This window comes from Segatella copri, assembly GCF_051861805.1.
Classification (GTDB): Bacteria; Bacteroidota; Bacteroidia; order Bacteroidales; family Bacteroidaceae; genus Prevotella; species Prevotella copri_M.
This window is the reverse complement of sequence record NZ_CP146520.1, coordinates 2,420,669-2,443,568: the sequence shown is the minus strand read 5'-3', so window position 1 is coordinate 2,443,568 and position 22,900 is coordinate 2,420,669. Positions and strand designations below refer to the sequence as shown.

13 protein-coding genes are annotated in these 22,900 nt (G+C 49.8%); 6 read left to right on the top strand and 7 right to left on the bottom strand.

Annotation, left to right across the window (positions count from 1 at the left end; genetic code table 11):
• Positions 1-2: 2 nt before the first annotated feature.
• The gene (locus V8Z93_RS09480) at positions 3-1,007 is read left to right on the top strand and encodes an acyltransferase family protein (protein WP_439431351.1); all 1,005 of its coding nucleotides are present in this window, start codon (positions 3-5) and stop codon (positions 1,005-1,007) included.
• A 132-nt stretch (positions 1,008-1,139) separates the two neighbouring features.
• Entirely contained in the window at positions 1,140-1,946 is an 807-nt protein-coding gene (locus tag V8Z93_RS09475; protein WP_439431350.1) for a glycosyltransferase family 2 protein, read from the top strand.
• A gap of 816 nt (positions 1,947-2,762) precedes the next feature.
• Here V8Z93_RS09475 and V8Z93_RS09470 read toward each other — a convergent pair.
• Both V8Z93_RS09470 and yfcE read right to left on the bottom strand, forming a co-directional pair.
• Complete coding sequence (locus tag V8Z93_RS09470) at positions 2,763-4,415, bottom strand: NAD(P)/FAD-dependent oxidoreductase (protein WP_439431349.1); 1,653 nt, start codon at positions 4,413-4,415, stop codon at positions 2,763-2,765.
• A 69-nt stretch (positions 4,416-4,484) separates the two neighbouring features.
• Positions 4,485-5,030, bottom strand: coding sequence for a phosphodiesterase (yfcE, locus tag V8Z93_RS09465; protein ID WP_439431348.1), 546 nt, complete (start codon positions 5,028-5,030; stop codon positions 4,485-4,487).
• 311 nt (positions 5,031-5,341) lie between these two features.
• Here yfcE and thrA point away from each other — a divergent pair, with 311 nt between their 5' ends.
• From thrA to V8Z93_RS09445, 4 genes are all read left to right on the top strand, one after another.
• The gene (gene thrA, locus V8Z93_RS09460; protein ID WP_299332545.1) at positions 5,342-7,783 is read left to right on the top strand and encodes a bifunctional aspartate kinase/homoserine dehydrogenase I; all 2,442 of its coding nucleotides are present in this window, start codon (positions 5,342-5,344) and stop codon (positions 7,781-7,783) included.
• 33 nt (positions 7,784-7,816) lie between these two features.
• On the top strand, positions 7,817-9,136 hold the full coding sequence (locus V8Z93_RS09455; protein ID WP_439431347.1) for a cofactor-independent phosphoglycerate mutase: 1,320 nt from the start codon (positions 7,817-7,819) through the stop codon (positions 9,134-9,136).
• Between the two features lie 93 nt (positions 9,137-9,229).
• Positions 9,230-10,531 carry a threonine synthase gene (gene thrC, locus V8Z93_RS09450; protein WP_217764360.1) on the top strand — a complete coding sequence of 434 codons (1,302 nt, stop codon included), beginning with the start codon at positions 9,230-9,232 and terminating at the stop codon, positions 10,529-10,531.
• Positions 10,532-10,552: 21 nt separating this feature from the next.
• On the top strand, positions 10,553-11,509 hold the full coding sequence (locus V8Z93_RS09445; protein WP_439431346.1) for a D-2-hydroxyacid dehydrogenase: 957 nt from the start codon (positions 10,553-10,555) through the stop codon (positions 11,507-11,509).
• Between the two features lie 111 nt (positions 11,510-11,620).
• Here V8Z93_RS09445 and V8Z93_RS09440 read toward each other — a convergent pair whose 3' ends face one another.
• From V8Z93_RS09440 to gyrA, 5 genes are all read right to left on the bottom strand, one after another.
• Positions 11,621-15,541, bottom strand: coding sequence for a glycoside hydrolase family 2 TIM barrel-domain containing protein (locus V8Z93_RS09440; RefSeq protein ID WP_439431345.1), 3,921 nt, complete (start codon positions 15,539-15,541; stop codon positions 11,621-11,623).
• A 113-nt stretch (positions 15,542-15,654) separates the two neighbouring features.
• Positions 15,655-17,298, bottom strand: coding sequence for a Gfo/Idh/MocA family protein (locus V8Z93_RS09435; protein WP_203038475.1), 1,644 nt, complete (start codon positions 17,296-17,298; stop codon positions 15,655-15,657).
• A 252-nt stretch (positions 17,299-17,550) separates the two neighbouring features.
• Positions 17,551-18,597, bottom strand: a complete 1,047-nt coding sequence (locus V8Z93_RS09430) for an iron chelate uptake ABC transporter family permease subunit (RefSeq protein ID WP_439432847.1) — start codon at positions 18,595-18,597, stop codon at positions 17,551-17,553.
• A 133-nt stretch (positions 18,598-18,730) separates the two neighbouring features.
• Entirely contained in the window at positions 18,731-19,939 is a 1,209-nt protein-coding gene (locus V8Z93_RS09425) for a hypothetical protein (protein WP_439431344.1), read from the bottom strand.
• A 75-nt stretch (positions 19,940-20,014) separates the two neighbouring features.
• Positions 20,015-22,627, bottom strand: a complete 2,613-nt coding sequence (gene gyrA, locus V8Z93_RS09420) for a DNA gyrase subunit A (RefSeq protein ID WP_439431343.1) — start codon at positions 22,625-22,627, stop codon at positions 20,015-20,017.
• Between the last annotated feature and the right edge of the window lie 273 nt (positions 22,628-22,900).

The following is a 22,900-nucleotide window of genomic DNA, read 5'->3' as shown; positions in this document are numbered from 1 at the left end:
TTATGTCAGATAAGAAAAGATTAATTTGGATTGATTCCTTAAAGGGGTGGCTCATGATACTAGTAGTATTAGGACATGCCATTCAATCTTCTCTGGGAGATGCCTGTTTCCAAAACCACTTGTGGAATCTCATTTATTCATTCCATATGCCAGCCTTCATGGCTATCAGTGGCTGGTTCGCATTTTCCAACACATCAAAAACCATAAACGTAGGGTCTTTGTGTAAACGAAGATTTAACCAATTGATGGTTCCTTACCTTTCATGGTCGCTATTACGCTATGTCATTTCCGCAGATTATTCCATTGGAAATTTAAGCAGAATCATCATAGCACCAGATTCTTATTTTTGGTTTTTATGGGTTCTCTTTTGGATAAAAGTCATCTTTATACTAAATCAGAAAATTGCAGCGAAATATCACATGGATGAGATTATACCCATTGGCATCACCTGCCTTCTGCTATTAGGCATCATGGTTGGACTCAACCTCCGAGTTTTCGGCTTTCAATTCCTGGCTTACTATTATCTGTTTTACTTTCTAGGATATGTAATACGTAGATTCAACAAATTACAGCTTACCAATAAATCTTCTATGATTTGCCTGGGGCTACTATGGGCTGTATTAGCATGGTTCTGGAACATGCATGAATTACCAGTCTGGATGCCAAGGATTCCACATTGTCCAACTTCATTGCTGCAATACGCATACAGAGGAGTCACCGCTATACTAGCCGTTCTGGTTATTGTGGGCGTTGCACGCAAAGCATTGGACAGCAGCAATAGATTCAACAAATTCATCCAAGAAGTCGGAATACTATCACTGGGCATATACACTTGCCATCTAACGCTGATGGACTACACTGTTAAATTATTGAGATTCATAGTTCCATCCTATAACGAAGAAGTTCTGATTATCTTAGGTTTCACGATATGTGGATTCCTATCTTGGGTGATTGTAAACCTGCTGAAAAAGAATATGATAACTGCACGATTCTTCCTTGGAAAATAGCAGAAGATAGATAAGGAGAAAGCATACATCTTGGTCAATAAAGAGGGGCAATATCTTTTTTAAAATATTTTTAGCAATCATAACAATAATCCATGTTACGTGGCGTTATTATAAATAAACATATAGAATAATATGAATAAAGAAGACTTAGTATCAGTCATCATGCCTACGTATAATGCCGGCAAATATCTTGCCGACAGTATCAATAGTATTCTTAATCAATCATATAAGAACTTAGAATTGCTGATTACTGATGACGCATCAACAGACCCAACCACCTTGCAATTGCTTCAGGAATTTGCAAGCAAGGACAATCGTGTCGATATACTATATCTGAAAGAGAACCATGGCGCCGGCTATGCCCGAAATAAGAGCATCGAACGCGCCAAAGGACGCTATATCGCCTTCTGCGACAGTGATGACAGATGGACCACAGATAAACTTGAAAAGCAGATCGCTTTCATGAACGAGAAGAAGTGTGCTCTTTCATGTGCCTCATATATTATCTTTGATGGAGAAACGCAGGACGAGATAGGATTCTGTACGGCTCCGAAAAAAATAACATACGGGATGATGAAGAGAGACAACAAGGTGGGTTGCCTCACTGCTATCTATGACGTTCAAATGCTGGGCAGAAAATTCTTCATGCCTACCATCCGCAAACGTCAGGACTGGGCTCTCTTCCTGCAGATCATCAGAGAATGCAAGGTTTGCTATGCTTATCCAGACAAACCTTTGGCCTACTATTGCATGCGAAGGAATTCTATTTCCAGCAACAAGATGTCGCTGATGAAATACAATATTGCAGTTTATAAGGAGATATTAGGTTTCCACCCTATCAAGGCTAACCTTTATTTCTTCACGCTTTTCCTGCCAACCTATGGTGCGAAGATATTGAAGCGCAAGTTCGACAGCTACACTTTTACTCATAAAAAATAAGACTATAGTTTTTTACATAAGAAGGAAGGCTTTCCTATATAGGAAACAATAAGCTTTCAAGTACAAATGACCATCATCTGGAGTGAAAGGATATATCTTTTCGAGTACAAGTATATACCTTCTCGTATGTTGCCACTAGGCTCAGCAGACCTGCTGAGCCTAGTCAGCAGGTCTGCTCACTGCAGTCAGCAGGTCTGCCGAGCCTAGTGGCAACTCCTTGTAATCGTACAACTACAACCTGTTTAGTTGTACGACTATACACTCTTGAGTTGTACGACCATACACCCTATAGTCGTACAACCGTAACTTTATAGTTGTACAACTACAACTCTACTCCCATTTTGTCTTTTTCATAAGCTACTTCTCACTCACATGAAAAAGTTTTTTAGCGATACATCTATCACATCCATCACGATTACGGATTTGAAATATTCAAATCTCTGATTACCAAATCATTAAAGCTCAGCAACAGCGTGATAGATTGATTGTATTTTTACAACATCCATCACACTATCACTCACGATTCTTCTGTATCACTCACTATTTTAGCGAAAACCCGTCTTGATTTTACGAGTTATTGCAGTATAGAACGACACTTCTTTATGCCTTTTTGCTCCAACATGAAATCACTAATTTTAAAGAACTTAAAAGAAATATACGAAGTCACAAATCAGATTTAGATACAAAAAGTGCCAATCTGCAGAACAGGTTGGCACTTTTTGTTCCCTTAAGGGAAAATCTATGTTCCATTAAGGGAAACTCGATGTTTCCTTAAGGGAAACAAATTCAGAACTTAGTGAAGTACAGGCGCAGTGTTCACACCAGCCCCCCGTGTCCTCGGACATATTCTGCACACATTTCTGCACATCTTTCACCATCTACACCAGCAGAAACAATGCCGCCTGCGTAACCGGCGCCTTCGCCACAAGGGAACAGACCCTGGATGCGTACGTGCTGCAGGGTGTCGCGGTCGCGGACTATTCTTACTGGCGATGAAGTTCGGGTCTCCATGGCTATCAATGTGGCCTCGTTCGTGAGGAAACCATGCGCATTCTTGCCGAAGGTCTTAAAACCTTCCTGCAATCGCTTGGTTACGAAACCTGGCATCCAGAAATGCAGCGGACTGCTGATCAAGCCGGGCGCATAACTGCTCTTTGGCAAGTCATAACTCAGGCGGTTGTTCACAAAGTCGGCCATGCGCTGTGCCGGTGCAGTCTGCTTCATGTTGCCCTGCTGCCAGCATTGTTTTTCCACAATCTGCTGGAAATACATCATTGCCAATGGGTCTTTCTCCAAATCCTCTGCGGTAAGATGGGAAGCCCCTGCCGAATCAAAACCAGGAACACCATGGTCGATGACAAACTGGGCCACATCCTCAGGATGCGTCTCTACCACCATACCCGAATTGCTCCAGGCAGTGCCACGATTGCTCGGACTCATTCCGTTTACCACCAGCTGCTCAGGACCCGTTGCCGCTGGAATCACGAAACCGCCAGGACACATGCAGAAACTATACACACCACGCCCATCTACCTGGGTAACAAAGCTGTACTCGGCAGCAGGAAGATATTTGCCCCTGCCGTTCCTGTTGTGATACTGTATCTGGTCGATGAGCTGGGACGGATGCTCCAGTCGCACGCCCACGGCGATTCCCTTGGCCTCTATCTCGATTTTACTTGAAGCCAGATAGCGGTAGACATCACGGGCACTGTGACCTGTGGCAAGGATGACAGGACCCCGATAGGTTTCCTCGGCACCCGTTGCCAGGTTGATGGCCTCCACGCCAATCACCCGGTCGCCTTCCAGGATCAGCTGGGTCATCTTGGTCTGGAAATGCACTTCGCCGCCACAATTGATGATGGTGTTGCGCATGTTCTCGATGACGCGGGGCAACTTGTCGGTTCCGATATGCGGATGCGCATCGGCAAGGATATTCGTGTTGGCGCCGTGCTGGCAGAACACGTTCAATATCTTGTCTACGCTGCCACGCTTCTTGCTGCGGGTGTAGAGCTTGCCGTCGCTGTAGGCACCGGCTCCACCCTCGCCGAAGCAATAGTTACTCTCGCCATCCACCTTCTGGGTTTTAGTGATGTTGGAAAGGTCTTTCTTGCGTTCACGCACGTCCTTTCCACGTTCCAGGACGATAGGGCGATAGCCCAGTTCGATGAGTCGCAGGGAGGCAAAGAGTCCGCCAGGTCCCTCTCCCACCACGATGACTCTCGGCTTGGAGCTCACATCCGGGTATTCCGTATGCACATACTGATCGTCCTGTGGATATTCGTTGATGTAGGCACGCACCTTCAGATTGACGAAGATGGTGCGCTGGCGGGCGTCGATGCTGCGCTTCAGTACGCGCACCTGGTTCAGGGTTCTTACATCCAGCCCCTTCTCCTTGGCGAGATAGCGCTTGATGCCTTCCTCGCTGGCTGCCTGTTCTGGCAGAATTCTTATCTGATATTCTTGAATCATTTACTTTGAAATTTGAACTTTGAAATTTGAACTTTATGATTAGCTTGATGAAAGTGACGAGTAACAAGCTTACACTTCCATTGTTGCCAGCACTTCGCACGTATCCAGATGATACATGGTGAATTTTCCATTCTCCAAAGTAGCGAATGTTGGCACATTTCCGCCCTTCGGGAAGGTGATGCTGCCCGTGTTCACGATGCCCTGACCCTCCTCGTTATGCGAGAGTTCCCAGAGATGGGAATGGCCGTAGATGATGCAGTCGTATGGACCTTTTGGCATGTTCTCCTTATTATATACGTGGCCATGGGTCAAGAGATAGCGCTTGCCATTGTCTACCAGCAGGACGTAAGTCTCCATAATAGGGAAATCGAGCAGCATCTGGTCTACCTCCGCATCGCAGTTACCACGCACGGCAACAATCTTGTCAGCCAGGGCATTCAGCCGCTCCACGATGCCCTTAGGGTCGATGCCCTCGGGAATGCGGTTGCGGGGACCATAGTTGATGATGTCGCCCATAATGCACATCATGTCGCACTTCTCCTGCTCGAAGAAATCGAGCACTTTCTCCAGGGCTGGCAAGCAGCCATGGATATCTGAAAACAGTAAATACTTCATTCTTTATACTTCTATCTATTTTTGTTCTATCTGTTTTTGTTTTAAAACCATCCGCAAAATTACGGATTTTCTCCGAAACCTCCAAACTTTTTCGGAATATTTTTCTGCATCCCTTATAATATAATAATGTATAGAAGACGATAATGTCTGTAAATCTTCGAAAAACAAGGTTTTTTATCTACAATCTGCCACTTTTTCATTGATTTCTTTGGCAGTTTGATAGAAAATTCGTACTTTTGCCCTCAAGTTTTGCTACGGCCCCGGTCGTTTCGGGGGTGGCATTACATTACCAACGCAAAATTCAATAACGTATGAAAGTATTAAAATTCGGCGGAACATCAGTTGGTTCCGTAAAAAGCATCCTCAGCTTGAAACGTATCGTTGAAAATGAGGCTAAGAAACAGAGTGTAGTGGTTGTCGTGAGCGCGCTTGGCGGAATCACGGACAAACTCTTGCAAACCTCCCAGCTTGCCCTCAAGGGTGATGAACAGTGGAGAGTCGAATTCGACGCCATGGTTGATCGCCACCACAAGATGATAGATACGATCATCACCGACACAACAGACAGAGAAAATCTTTTTAAAGCAGTTGATGCCCTCTTCGAGCAGTTGAAGAGCATCTACTTCGGTGTGTATCTTATCCACGACCTCAGCGAGAAGACTCAGGATGCCATCGTGAGTTATGGAGAGCGACTCAGCTCTAAGATTGTTGCCACCCTGATTCGTGGCGCCAAATGGTTTGATTCACGCAACTTTATCAAGACCGAGCGCATCAACGGCAAGGGCAAGCACACTCTGGACAGCGAGCTGACCTGCAAGCTGGTGAAGGAAACCTTTGCCGAGCTGCCTCGCATTTCTCTCGTACCGGGTTTCATTAGCCGCGACAAAAACACGGAACGTACCACCAACCTGGGTCGTGGTGGCAGCGACTACACCGCAGCCATCATTGCTGCTGCCCTGGATGCCGAGGTGCTCGAAATCTGGACGGATGTGGATGGCTTCATGACTGCCGATCCACGTGTTATCAAATCTGCATATACCATCAACGAACTGAGTTACGTTGAGGCGATGGAGCTTTGCAACTTTGGTGCAAAGGTCATCTACCCTCCTACCATCTACCCAGTTTGCGTCAAGAATATTCCTATCAGAGTGAAGAATACCTTCAATCCTGATGCTCCGGGTACCATCATCAAGAACAAGATTGATGCCGACCAGAAGCCTATCAAGGGTATTTCTTCCATCAACGGAACCGCCCTTATCACCGTCACCGGTCTTTCCATGGTGGGTGTGATTGGTGTGAACCGCCGTATCTTCACCGCTCTCGCCAACGAGGGCATCTCCGTGTTCATGGTTTCTCAGGCTTCTTCCGAGAACTCCACCTCTATCGGTGTGCGTGAGCAGGATGTGGAAGAGGCTGTAAGCGTATTGAACAATGAGTTCAAGAATGAGATTGCCGACGGCGCCATGTTCCCAATGCACGCTGAGTGCGGACTGGCTACCATCGCCATCGTGGGCGAAAACATGAAGCATGCTGCCGGTATTGCCGGTAAACTCTTCGGTACGCTCGGACGTAGCGGTATTTCTGTCATTGCCTGCGCACAGGGTGCTTCTGAGACCAATATCTCTTTCGTAGTGAAGAGCGATTACCTGAGAAAGTCGCTCAACGTGTTGCACGACAGTTTCTTCCTCTCAGAATATAAGGTGCTCAACCTCTTTATCTGCGGTGTGGGTACCGTGGGCGGTAAGCTCATCGAACAGATCAAGAATCAGTATGCCGACCTCATGGAGCGCAGCAAGCTGAAGCTGAACGTGGTGGGTATTGCTTCTTCCAAGAATGCCATCTTCAACCGCGAGGGACTCAACCTGGAGTCTTATCAGGAAGAGCTGAAGCAGTCGGCTCCTAGCAGTCCGGAGTTGCTCCGCGATACGATTCTCGCGATGAACATCTTCAACAGCGTATTCGTAGACTGTACGGCGAGCAAGGATGTGGCTTCCCTCTATCAGAGTCTGCTGGAGCACAACGTGAGTGTGATTGCTGCCAACAAGATTGCGGCTTCTAGCGAATATGAGAATTACGAGAAGCTGAAGAAGACAGCTATCCAGCGTGGCGTGGTGTTCCGCTTCGAGACCAACGTAGGTGCTGGTCTGCCTATCATCGGAACCATCAACGATCTGCGCAACTCTGGTGATAAAATCCTTAAGATTGAGGCAGTTCTCTCGGGAACGCTCAACTTTATCTTTAACGCCATCTCCAGCGTGGTTCCATTCTCAGAGACCGTTAAACTGGCAAAGGAGAAGGGTTACAGTGAGCCAGACCCACGCATCGACCTCAGCGGTATGGACGTGATTCGCAAGCTCGTTATCCTCTCCCGTGAGGCAGGCTACCGCATAGAACAGGAAGATGTAGAGAAGAATCTCTTCGTACCGGATGAGTTCTTCAAGGGAAGCATTGATGAGTTCTGGAAGAAACTTCCTAAGCTCGATGCTGACTTCGAGGCCAAGCGAAAGACCCTCGACCTAGAGCACAAGCGCTGGCGCTTCGTTGCCACTCTCGATGGCGGAAAGACTTCTGTTGGCCTGCAGGCTGTGGGCCCAGAACATCCGTTCTACAACCTGGAGGGAAGCAACAACATCGTATTGCTCACCACCGAGCGCTACAAGGAGTACCCTATGATGATTCAGGGCTACGGAGCCGGAGCCAGCGTAACTGCTGCCGGTGTATTCGCCAACATCATGAGTATCGCCAACGTATAATTCAGTCGTATCAATCAATAAAGGATAACAATTATGAAGCATATTATCATTTTAGGCGACGGCATGGCCGACCACCCAGTGGAAAGACTGGGTGGCAAGACCTTGCTTCAGTACGCCAACAAACCCTATATGGATATGCTTGCCAAGAAGGGCAAGACAGGAAGACTCGTTACCGTGCCAGATGGTTTCCATCCGGGTTCTGAAGTAGCCAACAGCTCAATCATGGGCTACGACCAGAATGAGGTTTACGAGGGACGCGGACCGCTGGAGGCTGCCAGCATCGGCTACGAGATGAGTCCGAACGATTTCGCCCTGCGCTGCAACATCATCAATGTGAACGACGGCATCATCGTAACCCACAACGGCGGCAACCTGGAGACGGAAGACGCTGATGTGCTCATCAAGTATCTGAACGAGAAGCTCGCCAGCCAATATCCGGGCATCGTGAAGTTTATCACGGGCATCCAGTATCGCCATCTGCTTATCATCAAGGGCGGTAACAAGTATGTGGATTGCGCACCTCCTCACGACCATCCGAACGAGGAATGGAAACCCCTGCTCGTGAAGCCGATGGAAGGCGTTGATGCTGCTCTGCTTGCCGGCAACAGCGACAAGACTCCTGCCGAGGATGTGGCTGAGAATGGCGGCACACTGAGCGACGAGTATCGCATGAGTGCACAGCAGACTGCCGACCTTCTGAACGAACTGATTCTGAAGAGTCAGGAGATTCTGGAGAACCATCCTTTCAACGTGGCACGCAAGGAGCGTGGCGAGCGCATGGCCAACATCATCTGGCCTTGGGGCGGCGGTTACCGTCCGCACATGCTCACCCTCTCGCAGATGTATCCGCAGATTAAGAAGGGTTCCGTGATTTCGGCAGTAGATCTGATTCGTGGCATCGGTCATTATGCAGGTCTCCGCAACATCATCGTTGAGGGGGCTACGGGTCTTGCCAACACCAACTACGAGGGCAAGGCGGCTGCGGCTATCCAGGCCTTGAAGGATGGCGATGATTTCGTGTATGTTCACGTAGAGGCGAGCGACGAGGCTGGACATGATGGCGACCTGGAGCTGAAGCTCAAGACCATCGAGAATCTCGACCAGCGCCTCATCCAGCCTATCTTCGACGAGGTAAGCACCTGGGATGAGCCAGTCTGCATCGCCGTATTGCCTGACCACCCTACTCCTGTGGAGATTCGCACCCACGTAAAGGAGCCGGTGCCTTTCATCATCTATTATCCAGGCATTGAGCCGGATAGCGTAGAGAAATACGATGAGGAGAGTTGCGTGAGCGGAAGCTACGGCTTGCTGCAGTTGCAGGACTTCATGAACGCATTTATGGCAATTAATTAAAAATCAAGAACTTAATGATAGCCACACTCTCTCTCAAGCAAAGAGGCTAATCATAAAGTTCAATGTTCAAAATTCAAAGTTCAAAGTAAAAAAATGAAATATTATTCAACAAATAAGAAAGCACCAATCGCCGATTTGCACAAGGCGGTAGTTAAGGGTTTGGCAGAAGACCGTGGTCTCTATATGCCAGAAATCATCAAGAAGTTGCCACAGGACTTCTTCGACAACATCGAGAAGCTGAGCTTCCAGGAGATTGCCTACAAGGTAGCTGACGCCTTCTTCGGCGAGGATGTGGATGCTGATTCACTGAAGAAGATTGTTTATGACACCCTGGCTTTCGACTGCCCAGTGGTTGAGGTAGAGCCAAACATCTACTCGCTGGAGTTGTTCCATGGTCCTACCCTCGCCTTCAAGGATGTGGGTGCCCGTTTCATGGCCCGTCTGCTTCAGTACTTCGTACGCCAGGAAGGCAAGGAGGAGGTGAACGTGCTCGTAGCAACATCGGGTGATACGGGTTCTGCCGTAGCCAATGGCTTCCTCGGCGTGGAGGGAATCCATGTTTACGTGCTCTATCCAAAGGGCAAGGTGAGCAAGATTCAGGAGAGCCAGTTTACTACCCTCGGTCAGAACATCACTGCCCTTGAGGTGGATGGCGTGTTCGATGACTGCCAGGCGCTGGTAAAATCTGCGTTCATGGACGAGGAGCTGAACAAGCACATGAAGCTGACTTCTGCCAACTCTATCAATGTGGCCCGCTTCCTGCCTCAGGCATTCTACTATTTCAACGCCTACGCCCGCATGAAGGAGAAGGGTTTGGCCGACAAGTTGGTAATCTGTGTACCTAGCGGCAACTTCGGCAACATCACAGCCGGACTCTTCGGTCATGAGATGGGCTTGCCTATCCATCGCTTCATCGCAGCCAACAACGCCAATGACATCTTCTACGAGTATCTGCAGACTGGCAAGTACAATCCTCAGCCTAGCAAGCAGACCATCGCCAATGCCATGGATGTGGGTGATCCATCTAACTTCGCCCGTATCTACGACCTCTACAAGGGCGACCACGATGCCATTGCTGCCTACATCAGTGGTGCAACCTATAAGGATGATCAGATTGCAGACACCATGAAGAAGTGCTACAACGAAACCAAGTATGTACTTGACCCTCATGGTGCTTGCGGTTATCAGGCATTGAAGGAGCAGTTGAAGCCAGGCGAGGTAGGTGTGTTCCTGGAAACTGCTCACCCAGCTAAGTTCAAGGAGAAGGTGGACAGCATTCTCGGAACAGACATCGAGATTCCAGCCCGCCTTGCAGAGTTCATGAAGGGCGAGAAGAAGAGCATCCAGATGACCAAGGACTTCGCTTCGTTCAAGAACTATCTGATGAATGAATAATATAACTTATATAGATATAAGATGAAGATTGTAATTTTAGACGGATATGCAGCCAACCCAGGCGATTTGGATTACCATCGCCTGGAGCAGCTTGGCGAGGTGGTGGTTTATCCACGAACCTCTGACGAGGAAAAGGTGGAGCGTGCCAAGGATGCAGACATCATCTTATTGAATAAGGTGCAGATGGATGCAGAGACCCTGGCGCAACTTCCAAAACTGAAGTACATCGGTATTCAGGCTACGGGCTTCAACGTGGTGGACATCGAGGCAGCAAAGAAGCTGGGCATCATCGTAACCAACATTCCGGCTTACAGCACGGATAGTGTGGCACAGATGACATTCGCACTGATTCTTGCCATTACCAACCGCGTAGAGCATTACACCCAGGAGAACCGCAACGAGCGTTGGGCGAACAACAAGGATTTCTGTTATTGGGACACCCCATTGATGGAGCTTGCCGGCAAAACCTTCGGTATCATGGGACTGGGTAATATCGGAATGAAGGTGGCCAACATCGCCCGCCAGTTTGGTATGAACATCTGTGCCTGCACCAGCAAGCCATCCAGTTCCCTGCCTGAGTGGATTCAGAAGGTAAGCAAGGAGGGATTGCTTTCTACGAGCGATATTCTCTCGCTGCATTGTCCGCTTTCTGATGATACCTATCATTTCATCAATGCCGAGAACATTGAGAAGATGAAGGATACGGCCATCCTGATCAATACGGGACGTGGAGCATTGGTAGATGAGGCTGCCGTTGCTGCTGCCCTCCATGTCGGAAGTCTGGGTGCCTATGGTGCTGACGTGATGGAACAGGAGCCTCCTTCGAAGGAGAATCCGCTGTTTAATGAGCCTAATGCTTATCTCACTCCTCACATAGCCTGGGCAACCTACGAGGCACGCGAGCGACTGAACAAGCAGGTGGCTGCCAATGTTGAGGCTTTCATCAACGGAAAACCAATCAACGTGGTGAATCCTTAAGACGGAATTTTAAAAATAAAATACTTCAATAAAAAGAGGCTGGTGCACATCGCATCAGCCTCTTCTTTTTATTTTATTGAAATATAATTGATTATTTGCAACCAATCATGATTATTCCGTAACCAGCGTAAATTCTGCACCAGAAGCGAAATCCTGTCCGTTCTGCTCATTCAAGGCGCGCAGGCGAACGTAGCGGGCTTTCACCGGCTTGCCGAACATCACCTTCTGAAGCTTGGCACTCTTTTCGAACTTACCCTTCAAGATAGGGTTGCCCCAGTTCTTGTTGTCGTTGCTTACGTAAATCTCGTAATCCTTGATGCAGCCGTTCAGCGAACCATCCTGGCGAGGCAGATAGGTGAAGCCCTTGATAACCTTCTCCTTACCGGAATCGAAGTCTACCCAGTGAGGGTACTTCGCCAAAGTGATGGAATACATCGTGTGCCAGAAGGTTGAAGGATCGCCATCTACCAAGTAAGACGCATCGCCCTCATCTGGTTCCTGGCTCGAAGCAAAGGCTATCTGCAAACCGGCGCTCTGCTGGTTCTGCTTCATCTGCTTCATCATCTCCTTCGCCATCTCTCTGCCCGTGGCAGAAACCTTCACCAGGTTACCCAGCTCTGATTTCACGGCTGGACGGATGATGAAACCGAAGGTGGTTGGAGTGCTGCGTACCTGATCTGGAGTCAACGGACCACCCTGGCCGCAACTTGCACCACCCAGTCCGGTAACCTTCGCATCCAGGTGCAGATGGGTTCCGCTGCTCTTAGGCAACTGGTATGGATGAGCTGCCAGAGTCAACTCCTGCTGGCTCCAAGGAAGAGCCGATGCAGACATGGTGCTGTCTGAAATGAACACGACGCCCTGCTGCTGACTGTTGGTAACGGCGCACCAGCGAACCTCCTCGCGGTTGCCCTGTGCCTGAGGCTTAGGGAGCATGATGCCCTGCTCTGCCACCGGACTGTGGTACCAACCGATAAACTGGCTGGTCTTGCGGTCGTTATAGTTGTTCACCGGTCCACGGCCGTAGTAATCATACTGATTCAGCTCGCTTGGCAAAACCATAGAATAACCGATGCGAGGCAGAATCACCTTCGAGCGGTTGGCACCGATGGCACTCTGCATCTCGATGGAACCGTCCTTGTAGATGGTGTAGATCTGACGGGAAGTGAACTTGAGGTCAGCATCAGTCAAGGCGTGCTTGTTCTTCTCGAAATTGTAGCAAGACTCTGGGTCGCGGTCGCGATTGCCATAGTTCACATCGCATCCTTCCTTGCCCTGGCTTTCCACGGTGAAGTCGAGCTTGTAGGTTCCATCCTTCTTGTTAGGCGTGCAAGTCCAGCTCTTCACCACGTGCTGAAGGTCATACAAGCCGTTTCGGAACCATGCATTGTGGTAGCCGATTCCAGCATCGTTATCTGTAGGTGCACGGTAAGCATCCAGCTGAGGACCATTGCCATCCTTGATGATTACCTGGTTGCCGTACTTCAGGCTGTAGATGGCACCGGTGTTCAAATCGAAAGCCACCTGGAAGTTCTCGCCCGTAATATTGGCACGCTTCGCCGCCTTATCCAGCTGATACTTCATCGCCTTGCCCCCCTTGGTAACGGCAGCGATAGACGGAGCGGCAACATCGGCACCCTTCACTCTCAACTGCTCCTCCATCTGAACATAGCCCTTGGAAGCCCAAGGCATGTCCTTGCCCAGCAGGAACTGGATGGTAACGAAGTACTCGCTCTTTGGGTCCAGACTCGCATAGTCGTAAGGCAAGGTGTAGATGCCCTTCTCGCGTGGACCCACGATGTTCTTGGCTCCCTGCAGTGGCTGATTCTTCTTCACGCATACGCCGTCCTGATAGAGCGACCAGACGATCTGATAGTTTTTCAGCGGCTCGAAGTAATTCTTGTTGAAGATTTCAATCTGTCCCTGCTTCATGTCGATGGCCTTGACGCCCACGTTCTGGTAAACCTTCTTCACCTCGTAGTACTGAGCCTTAGGCGTAAGGTCTGGGCGCATGATTCCGTTCATGCAGAACATACCGTCGTTAGGCTTGTTGTCTTTTCCGAAGTCGCCGCCGTAGGCCCAGTAGGTCTTTCCTGTGGCAGGATCCTGCTTGTTCAGCGCCTGGTCAACCCAGTCCCAGATGGCTCCACCCATAAAGAAGTTGGTGCTTTCGATAGCGTCCCAGTAATCTATCAGGTTACCGCAGGCGTTGCCCATGGAATGCGCATACTCCGAGATGTGGAACGGATACTTCAGATTATACTTGCCCTGAACGGCTCCCTGCACCCAGGCGATGGACGGATACTGATTGGAACCCATATCCACGATGTCGTTGTTGCGTTCATACTGCACAGGGCGACTGGTATCGTAGGCCTTGATGGCATTGTAGCAATCTACGAAGTTCTTTCCAGGACCCGCCTCGTTACCCAAGCTCCAGATAACCACCGAAGGATGGTTTACGGTGGCGTGAACCATCTCCATGTTTCTGGCGATATGGGCATTGCGGAACTCAGGAACGTGAGAAAGACTCTGCTTGCCGTAGTAATATTGATGGCTCTCGATGTTTGCCTCGTCCTCCAGGTAAATGCCGTACTTGTCGCACAGATAGTACCAGTAAGGCGCATCAGGATAGTGGCAGTTGCGCACGTGGTTGATGTTGCCGCGCTTCATCAGGAACACCTCGTGCTCCATCTGTTCACGGCTCACGGTGTGTCCTGTCTGAACATTGTTCTCGTGGCGGTTTACGCCCTTCAGCTTGATAGGCTGTCCGTTCAGATAGTAGTATCTTCCTGCAAGTCCGAACTCGTCCTTATCGGCAGGCGTATCCTTGATTTCCACCTTTCTGAAACCTACGTAGGTAGAGAATGTCTGAACGGTTCTGCCCTTGGCGTCCTTCAGTTCGCCCACCAAAGTGTAGCGGTGAGGAGCCTCAGCACTCCAGAGGTTCACCTTGTTGGCTGCATCGAGTGTAGCTTCGAGACTGATTTCGTCCTTTGCTTTCAGCTTGCCTTCCAGCTTAGCCGATGCGGCAACGCCGCTGAGCAGGGTGTTCTCGTCGGAATAAAGGCGGTTGGCGTAGAGCGAATACTGGATAGTATAGCCCTTGATGGCCTTTTTGGAGAGGTTCTCAAGCTGGGCTGTAATATGCAGTTTGGCGTTGGTATAGGTGTCGTCCAGGTCTGGAATCGCCTTGATGTCGCTGATTTGCACCTGAGGCTTGGCGGTAAGCGCCACGGTACGGAAGATGCCCGGCAGGCGGAACATGTCCTGACTTTCGAGGAAGGATCCGTCGGAATGGCGATAAACTTCTACAGCCACAGTGTTCTCTTCTCCCTTCTTATTTAAATAAGGTGTAATGTTGAATTCTGCCAGATTTCTGGAGTTCTTCGAGAAGCCCACATACTTGCCGTTGATGTAGAGATAGAAGAAGGAATCCACGCCGTCGAAGTTGAGATAGATTTCCTGTCCCTTCCAGTCGGCAGGCACGGTGAAGGTTCTGCGATAGGAACCTACTTCGTTGCGGTTGCGGTAGGTCATCCAGTCTTTTGGCGGTGTACGCATCACTCCTCCCTTCCAGTCGTTCATCGGCTGCCAGGAGTGCTGAAAGATGACGCGCTGGTTGGAATAGAGCGGATCTCCATACTTGTTCTTTCCGTCTCTCTGCAGTCCAGCCATGTTCCAGCTTACCGGCACCTTGATGTCGTCCCATTTCGACACGTCATAGTCGGTGCGAAAGAAATCCTTCGGACGTTCATCCGGATTCGGAGCCCAGTGGAATTTCCACATGCCATCGAGTGATTTCCAGTAGGAACTGTTTTCCGGCAAAACCTTTCTTGCCTCCTCGATATTTCTGAACGAGAAGAACCAGGCATGCGGCTGCAGCTTGTTAACAGCCACGGAATCAGGACTTTGCCATTCCCATCCCGTAGGTGCAGCCTGCTGCTGGTAGAAATATCCTCCCAGCGTGCCGTCGGCCCAGGCGGCTGGAGCACAGAGCATTCCAGCCAAAAGTAATAAATATGTTCTATTCATTTAGTTATGTTGTTTACGATAAGTTTGCTTCTTGGGAGCCAAATTCTTCCAGGAAGCAAACTTTTCTTGATAATTCTAATTTTCTGATGATTATCTTTATGTCATAATCATCCTTATTTCTTGGCAACCATCGCCTTCTTGGCAGCAGCCACTGCCTTGTTGTACTTGGCTGTGGCACTCTTTACGGCCTTGGCGTTGTTTGCCTTCTTGGCAGCAGCCACTGCATCATAGAGCTTCCACAGATTATACTTGGCGGTAGCTTCCTTCTGAGCCTTGGTGTAGGCAGCAGCGGCAGCCTCGGTAGCAGCCTCGTCGGCTGGAGAAGCATACTGATGCTTGTACCCCTGCTCCTTGTTCCAGAAACCACGGGTGAAATCAGGGAAGGTTACAGGTGCACAGTTGTTATCCATAGAAATGGCACCCAACTCTGCCAGCGAGCACCACTCAGCCAAGTCGTAAACGTCCATATCCAAAGGCAAACCGTTCTGCAGGCAGTAAACCAATCGGGAATCCATGATGAAGTCCATACCTCCGTGACCCATCTGACGGCCCAGTTCACCATACTTCTTCAAGATTGGGTGATAGTATTTCTTCACCAGTGCAGCCTTCTGCTCCTTGTTCATGAAACCGTGAGCATTGAGATTATCCATCTGAGGCGCGCCTGTTCCCTTCAATGCATCGCCTGAAAGGGCGAACTCCTCGGTAGGATACTTGGTAGCGTAACCCTTGGTACCGGTCAACTTAAACAGTCGGTTGTATGGCTGAGGAGTCATCACGTTGTGCTGAATCTCCACCACCTTACCTTTGGCTGTACGCATCAAGGTAGTGGTATGGTCGCCGTTGCGGTACTCCTTGCACTCCTTGCCGCTCTTCTTTGAAACCCAGTCCTTACCTACGAAAGATTCAGTATCCATGGCCACGAGTGTAGTAAATCTATCACCACGATGGATGTTAAGACACTGAGCCACAGGACCCAATCCGTGAGTAGGATAAACATCACCACGGTTCTCCATGTTGTACTTCATGCGCCAGTGCAGATTGTCCTTGTCGTTATCATTAGGGTCTTTCCAGTAAGCATCCCAGAAGTCTTCCAGGCAGTGGATGTAGGCGCCCTCGGCACGGATGATGTTGCCGAACACGCCGGCCTGAGCCATTGCCAGGGCGTTCATCTCGTAATAGTCGTAGCAGCAGTTTTCCAGGATGAAGCAATGCTTGCGGGTCTTCTCACTCATGTTGATCAGGCTCCAGCACTGGTCCAGGTTCATGGCACTAGGTACCTCGATGGCAGTATGCTTGCCGTTTTCCATGGCACACTGAGCCACTGGGAAATGGTGGTTCCAGTCGGCAGCGATGTAAACCAGGTCGATGTCTGGGCGCTTGCACAGTTCCTCGTAACCCTTTTCTCCGCTGTAGATGGCAGCCGGTTTCAAGCCCTGCTTGCGCAGGAATTCCTGCGATTTCTCAGCGCGCTCCTCCTCGTAATCGCAAAGAGCCACGATTTCAACACCAGGGATATGGCAGAATCTCATCACCGCCCATGGTCCACGCATACCGAGTCCCACGAATCCCACGCGCACGGTCTGCAATTTTGGAGCCTTGAGTCCCAATACGTTCTGCTGTCCGGCAGGACGTTCGGGAGTTTCCACTACGATAGTACCCTTGTCCCAATGCCACTTGGTATTAGGCGACAACGACTGTGCGCCTGCTGTAAGAGAGAATGCAGCCAAAGACGCAATCAAAAAGCTTTTGATTTTCATTTTTTTCATCTAGCAACACTGTTAGTTAGAATATATTTAGGAGTCCCGGTGGTCTCTGAAGGTCCGGGATTATGTAGCATCATTGGCATCATCTGTTTTAGTGTTGCATTAGAAAACAGACAAACCTCTGAAAACCACTGCAAATATACGAATAATATTTGAGATTTCGCATATCTTTTAGTATTTTTTTAATGAAGATGTGGGAAAAAGATAAAATATCTTAGAATCATTTTCGCAGTATGTCATTTCCGGTCATTTTCGAATCAGCACATAGATGATGACGGGAGCACCGAAGAGCGGAGTTATAGCATTGAGCGGAATGATCCCTCCATCAGAAGGCAGCGTGCAGAGCAGATTGCAGAGCAAGGCAAGCACGGAACCCATGAGCATCGTGGCTGGCAGCAGGCGGCGATGGTTCTCCGTGCCGATGACAAGACGGGCAATGTGGGGAGTGGCAAGACCGATGAAGGCAATGGGACCGCAGAAGGCTGTTACCACCGACGTGAGAAGACCCGTAACAACCAGCAGGGCAATGCGGAGCCTGCGGATGCGAAATCCCAGATTCTCGGCATACTGTTCGCCCAAGAGCAGGGCATTGAGCGGCTTGATGAGCAGAAGAGAAGCCAGCAATCCGAGGATGGCAATGGGAATGAACCATTTTACCTCTCCCATCGAGACATTGCCGAAACTTCCCATGCCCCAAACCATATAGGATTTCACACCCTCTGCCGTGCTGAAGAAATTCAGCAGCGAGATGGCACTGCTGGCAAGATATCCTATCATCAGACCAATGATGAGCAACACCGTATGACTGCGAACGATGGCTGAAAAGAACGTGATGACTCCCATCACCAGCATCGCCCCCACAAAGGCAGCCAGCAGGATGGCAAGGAAACCGCCGACAGCCACCCCATCGGCAGTATCGAGAAAGCCCATGCCCCAATCGCCCAGCGAAATGGTGCCGCCAAAGGCAAGCATCACTACGGCAACTGCCAGACCGGCTCCGCTGCTGATGCCGAAGACGTCAGGACCCGCCAGGGGATTACGGAACGCCGTCTGGAGAAGCAGTCCGCTCGTGGCAAGGGCTGCACCCGAAAGCAATGCCGTGATGGCTTGCGGCAGACGGGATTCCAAAACTATGTAACGGAAAGTTTCGGAGGAGGAATCGGCTGAATTTCCCGAGAGAATCGCCATGACCTCCCGCCACGGGATGCTGACGCTGCCCCATGCCAGATTGGCAAGAAACAGCAGGATGATGGTGCCAGCCAGGGCGAAAACGTATAAAAGTCCTTTGTTCATCATAAGTTCACGTTTAAAGAATCATTTCAAGATTCAAGAATGATTTCACCTGAGAATAAAAAATGCTCCGGGAAAAGTCGTTCGACTCTTCTCGGAGCATCTCAGTTATTTCAAAAAGAGTTCACACCCGTTGTTACTTGCTCTCCTCTTCAGCCTTCTTGGTCTCTGCAGCTGTAGGACCATAGTAGCCGTAGTAAGCCTGGTAACGTGTGTAGCCCCAGTTAGCCTGAGCCTTCTCTGGGTCGAGCTCCTTAGCCTTGTCGAGCACCTTGACAGCCTCCTTGTAAACTACCTTGCGACCGTTAGGATCCTGCAAAGCACCAGCCTTGCTGTTGTAGCAAGCACCGAGGTAGGTCAACACAGTTACGTTGTCTGGCTTAGCAGCAAGAGCCAGCTTCAGGTTCTTGATGGCATTGTCAGCATCGTTCTTCTGGATATACATCATACCCAGGTTGGCGAGTGCAACGAAATTGCTAGGGTTCTTGGCGATGGCTGCGTTCAGAAGTGCCTCCTGCTCCTTCTCCATCTTCATTGAAGAATACATAGAGTTCAAACCGTCGAGGATTACTTCGTTGTTCTCGTCCTGAGCATAGAGACCCTTGAGCTTGTCTACGTAAGCCAGAGAGTCGGCATGAGTCTTCAAACCGTCCTTCATTACATAGAGCTTGAGGTTGAGGGCATCCTTTGCCTCCTTCTCGCTCTTCATGGCGATGTCGCAATACTTCTCGCAACGGGCTGCATCCTTAGCCTGATAAGCATAGCGTGCAGCGAAGAGAGCTACCTGACCGATATACTCCTTCTCGCCATCCTTCTGCTTAGCGTCGATGCCGGCGAAGAGAGGCTCTGAATCTGTATCGAGGAAAGCACCCCAGTACTTCAAAACCTCATCAGCCTTGTTGTTCTGCGCTGCAGTCTGACCTGCATTGACGAGCTGAACACGAGCAGCCCAAACGCGGGCAGCGTTGCTACCGAACTTAGGAGCTACCTTACCCTTGGCATTAGGAAGCTGATCATACTTGTAGCACTCAATGGCATTCATCAGCGCATTGTAAGCGCCTTCGTTCATTGCGTTCTCGTCGATAGGATCATTCTTCTTCATGATCTGGTTGGTCTGCATGATGCTCTGCTGGTCGTTGTAAGCCTTCATACCGAGGTCAACGAGCTTGTTGTAGGCCTTGGCCTTCTCTGCGTCGTTAGCCAACTGACCCAGGTTCTGCTTCAGCAATGCCTCTGCCTCAGCGTAAGTCTTAGCCTTCATGACAGCCTTAAGTGCATCACTGTCACCTGCAAATGCTGATGTGGCACCTAGTACCATCATAGCAGCTACGATTAACTTTTTCATTTTCTCTTTAAAGTTTAAAAGTTGTTATTGATTTTTTACGCGTCTTCAATATTAAGTGAACGAGTGTTCAGGATGTTACTCCTGAACGTTCTCGTCTTCATGATTCTCCAATTCAGCTTCTGCCTCGGCTGCCTCTTCGGCTGTCTTGGCGCCCACTGTATCGTTCTCTATCTCCTCGCTCTTCTTGGCCCATGCCGAACGGCTCTCTTCTTCTACCGAAGCTTCGAGCTCTGAACTCATCACCTTGCATACGCTGGCAATGACATCGTTCTTCTTCGACAGGTTGATGAGACGGACTCCCTGGGTGGCACGGCCCATCACGCGGCAGTCGGCAACGGCAAGGCGAATCACGATACCGCTCTGGTTGATAATCATCAGATCGTTATCATCGGTAACGTTCTTGATGGCTACCAGGCGACCAGTCTTATCGGTGATATTGAGGGTCTTCACACCCTTACCGCCACGGTTGGTTACACGGTAGTCAATCACGTCTGAACGCTTGCCGTAACCCTGCTCGCTCACTACCATCACGGTCTCACGCTCTGGGTCGTTGACAACAATCATACCTATCACAGCATCGTCGCCTTCATCGAGGCGCATACCGCGAACACCGGTAGAGGTACGGCCCATGGTGCGGATCTGGTCCTCATTGAAGCGAACGGCACGGCCATTTCGGTTGGCGAGAATCAGCTCGTTGTGACCATTGGTCAGGCGAACATCTACTACCTCATCGCCTTCTACGATGTTGATGGCAATCACACCGTTGGCACGTGGACGGGAGTATGCTTCCAAGCTGGTCTTCTTCACCGTACCATTCTTGGTAGCGAATACTACGTAATGGCTGTTGATGAACTCAGCGTCGTTCAAGCCTCTGAGGCGGAGGAATGCATTCACCTGGTCATCGCTCTCGATGTTGAGGAGGTTCTGGATGGCACGACCCTTAGAGTTGCGGTCGCCCTCAGGAATCTCGTAACACTTCAGCCAGTAGCAGCGGCCCTTCTTGGTGAAGAACAGCATGGTCTGGTGCATGGTGGCTGGATAGATATACTCGGTGAAGTCCTTGTCGCGAGTGCGGGCTCCCTTGGCACCTACACCACCGCGAGCCTGCTCACGGAATTCAGACAATGGAGTACGCTTGATGTATCCCAGGTGGCTCACGGTGATGACCACTGGGTCGTTAGGATAGAAATCCTCTGGGTTGAACTCGTGGTCGTCTGGCTTGATCATGGTGCGGCGAGCGTCACCATACTTCTCCTTCACCTCGTTGAGCTCGTCCTTCATCACCTTCTTGCAAAGCTCTGGGTCGTTGAGAATCTGATTCAGGTAGTCGATGGTCTTCATCAACTCGTTGAACTCGTTGTGCAACTGTTCCAGGCGCAGGCCGGTCAACTGGCTCAATCGCATATCCACGATGGCCTTACTCTGCAGTTCATCCAGCTCGAATCGCTTCTCCAGGTTGCGCTGGGCATCGGATGGAGTCTTGCTGGCACGGATGATGTGAACCACCTCGTCGATGTTGTCGCAGGCGATGATCAGTCCTTCGAGGATATGAGCACGCTCCTGCGCCTTCTTCAGTTCAAACTGGGTGCGGCGGATAGTTACGTCGTGACGATGGTCTACGAAGTACTTCACGCATTCCTTCAGGGACAAGAGACGTGGACGGCCATTGACCAGGGCAATGCAATTCACTGAGAATGAGCTTTGCAGGGCGGTCAGCTTGAAGAGTTTGTTCAAGAGAACGTTGGCATTCGCATCTCGCTTTACGTCTACCACGATGCGCATACCCTGACGGCCAGACTCATCGTTTACGTTGGCAATGCCGTCAACCTTGCCTTCCTTGGCAAGGTCGGCAATCGCCATAACGAGCTGCTCCTTGTTTACGCCGTAAGGAATCTCGGTGATTACAATCTTGTCGTGGTTCTCGCCAGTCTCGATTTCGGCAGTGGCGCGCACCACGATTCTTCCTCTACCCGTATCATAAGCGTCCTTCACGCCCTGGATGCCGTAGATGGTGGCACCTGTAGGGAAGTCGGGAGCTGGGATATACTGCATCAATCCGTCGGTATCGATGTCAGGGTTGTCGATGTAGGCGCAACATCCGTCAATCACCTCGCCCAGGTTGTGGGTAGGGATATTGGTAGCCATACCCACGGCAATACCGTTACCGCCGTTTACCAGCAGGTTAGGAATCTTGGTAGGCATCACGGAAGGCTCCTGGAGGGTGTCGTCGAAGTTGTTCATCATATCCACGGTCTCCTTGTCGAGGTCGTCCATGATGTGCTCACCCATCTTCGAGAGTCGGCACTCAGTGTAACGCATCGCCGCAGGAGAGTCACCATCCACGGAACCGAAGTTACCCTGTCCGTCGATGAGGGTGTAACGCATGTTCCACTCCTGACCCATACGAACCAAGGCACCATATACAGAAAAGTCGCCGTGAGGGTGGTACTTACCGAGCACCTCACCTACCACGCGCGCACATTTCTTATAAGGTTTGTCACTGGTGTTTCCAATACCGAGCATACCGTAAAGAATACGGCGATGCACAGGCTTGAAACCATCGCGCACATCAGGGAGGGCACGAGCCACAATCACCGACATAGAATAGTCGATGTAGCTAGACTTCATCTCCTCCTCAATGTTGATCTTCATGATTCTATCATGATCCATTGTCTGATTTTCGTCCATTTCTTATATTAATAATGTTTATACCTTATCTATATAGTGAATTGTATCATCTGCCCCAGCCATCAGGATTCTGACGTCCGCATGGCGTTTCACCACCCGCCTGCGAAAAGCGAAAAATCGCGTTTAAGGGCATTTATTTGCGTTCTAAGCCGTTTTGTGCTTCCGAAAACACCGACAAAGGTACAAAAAATAAATGAAACAAAATGCTTCGAAGCCGAAAAAAAATGATATTTTAGCATTTATTGTATATTAAATAAGTTAAAAAGTTGCTCA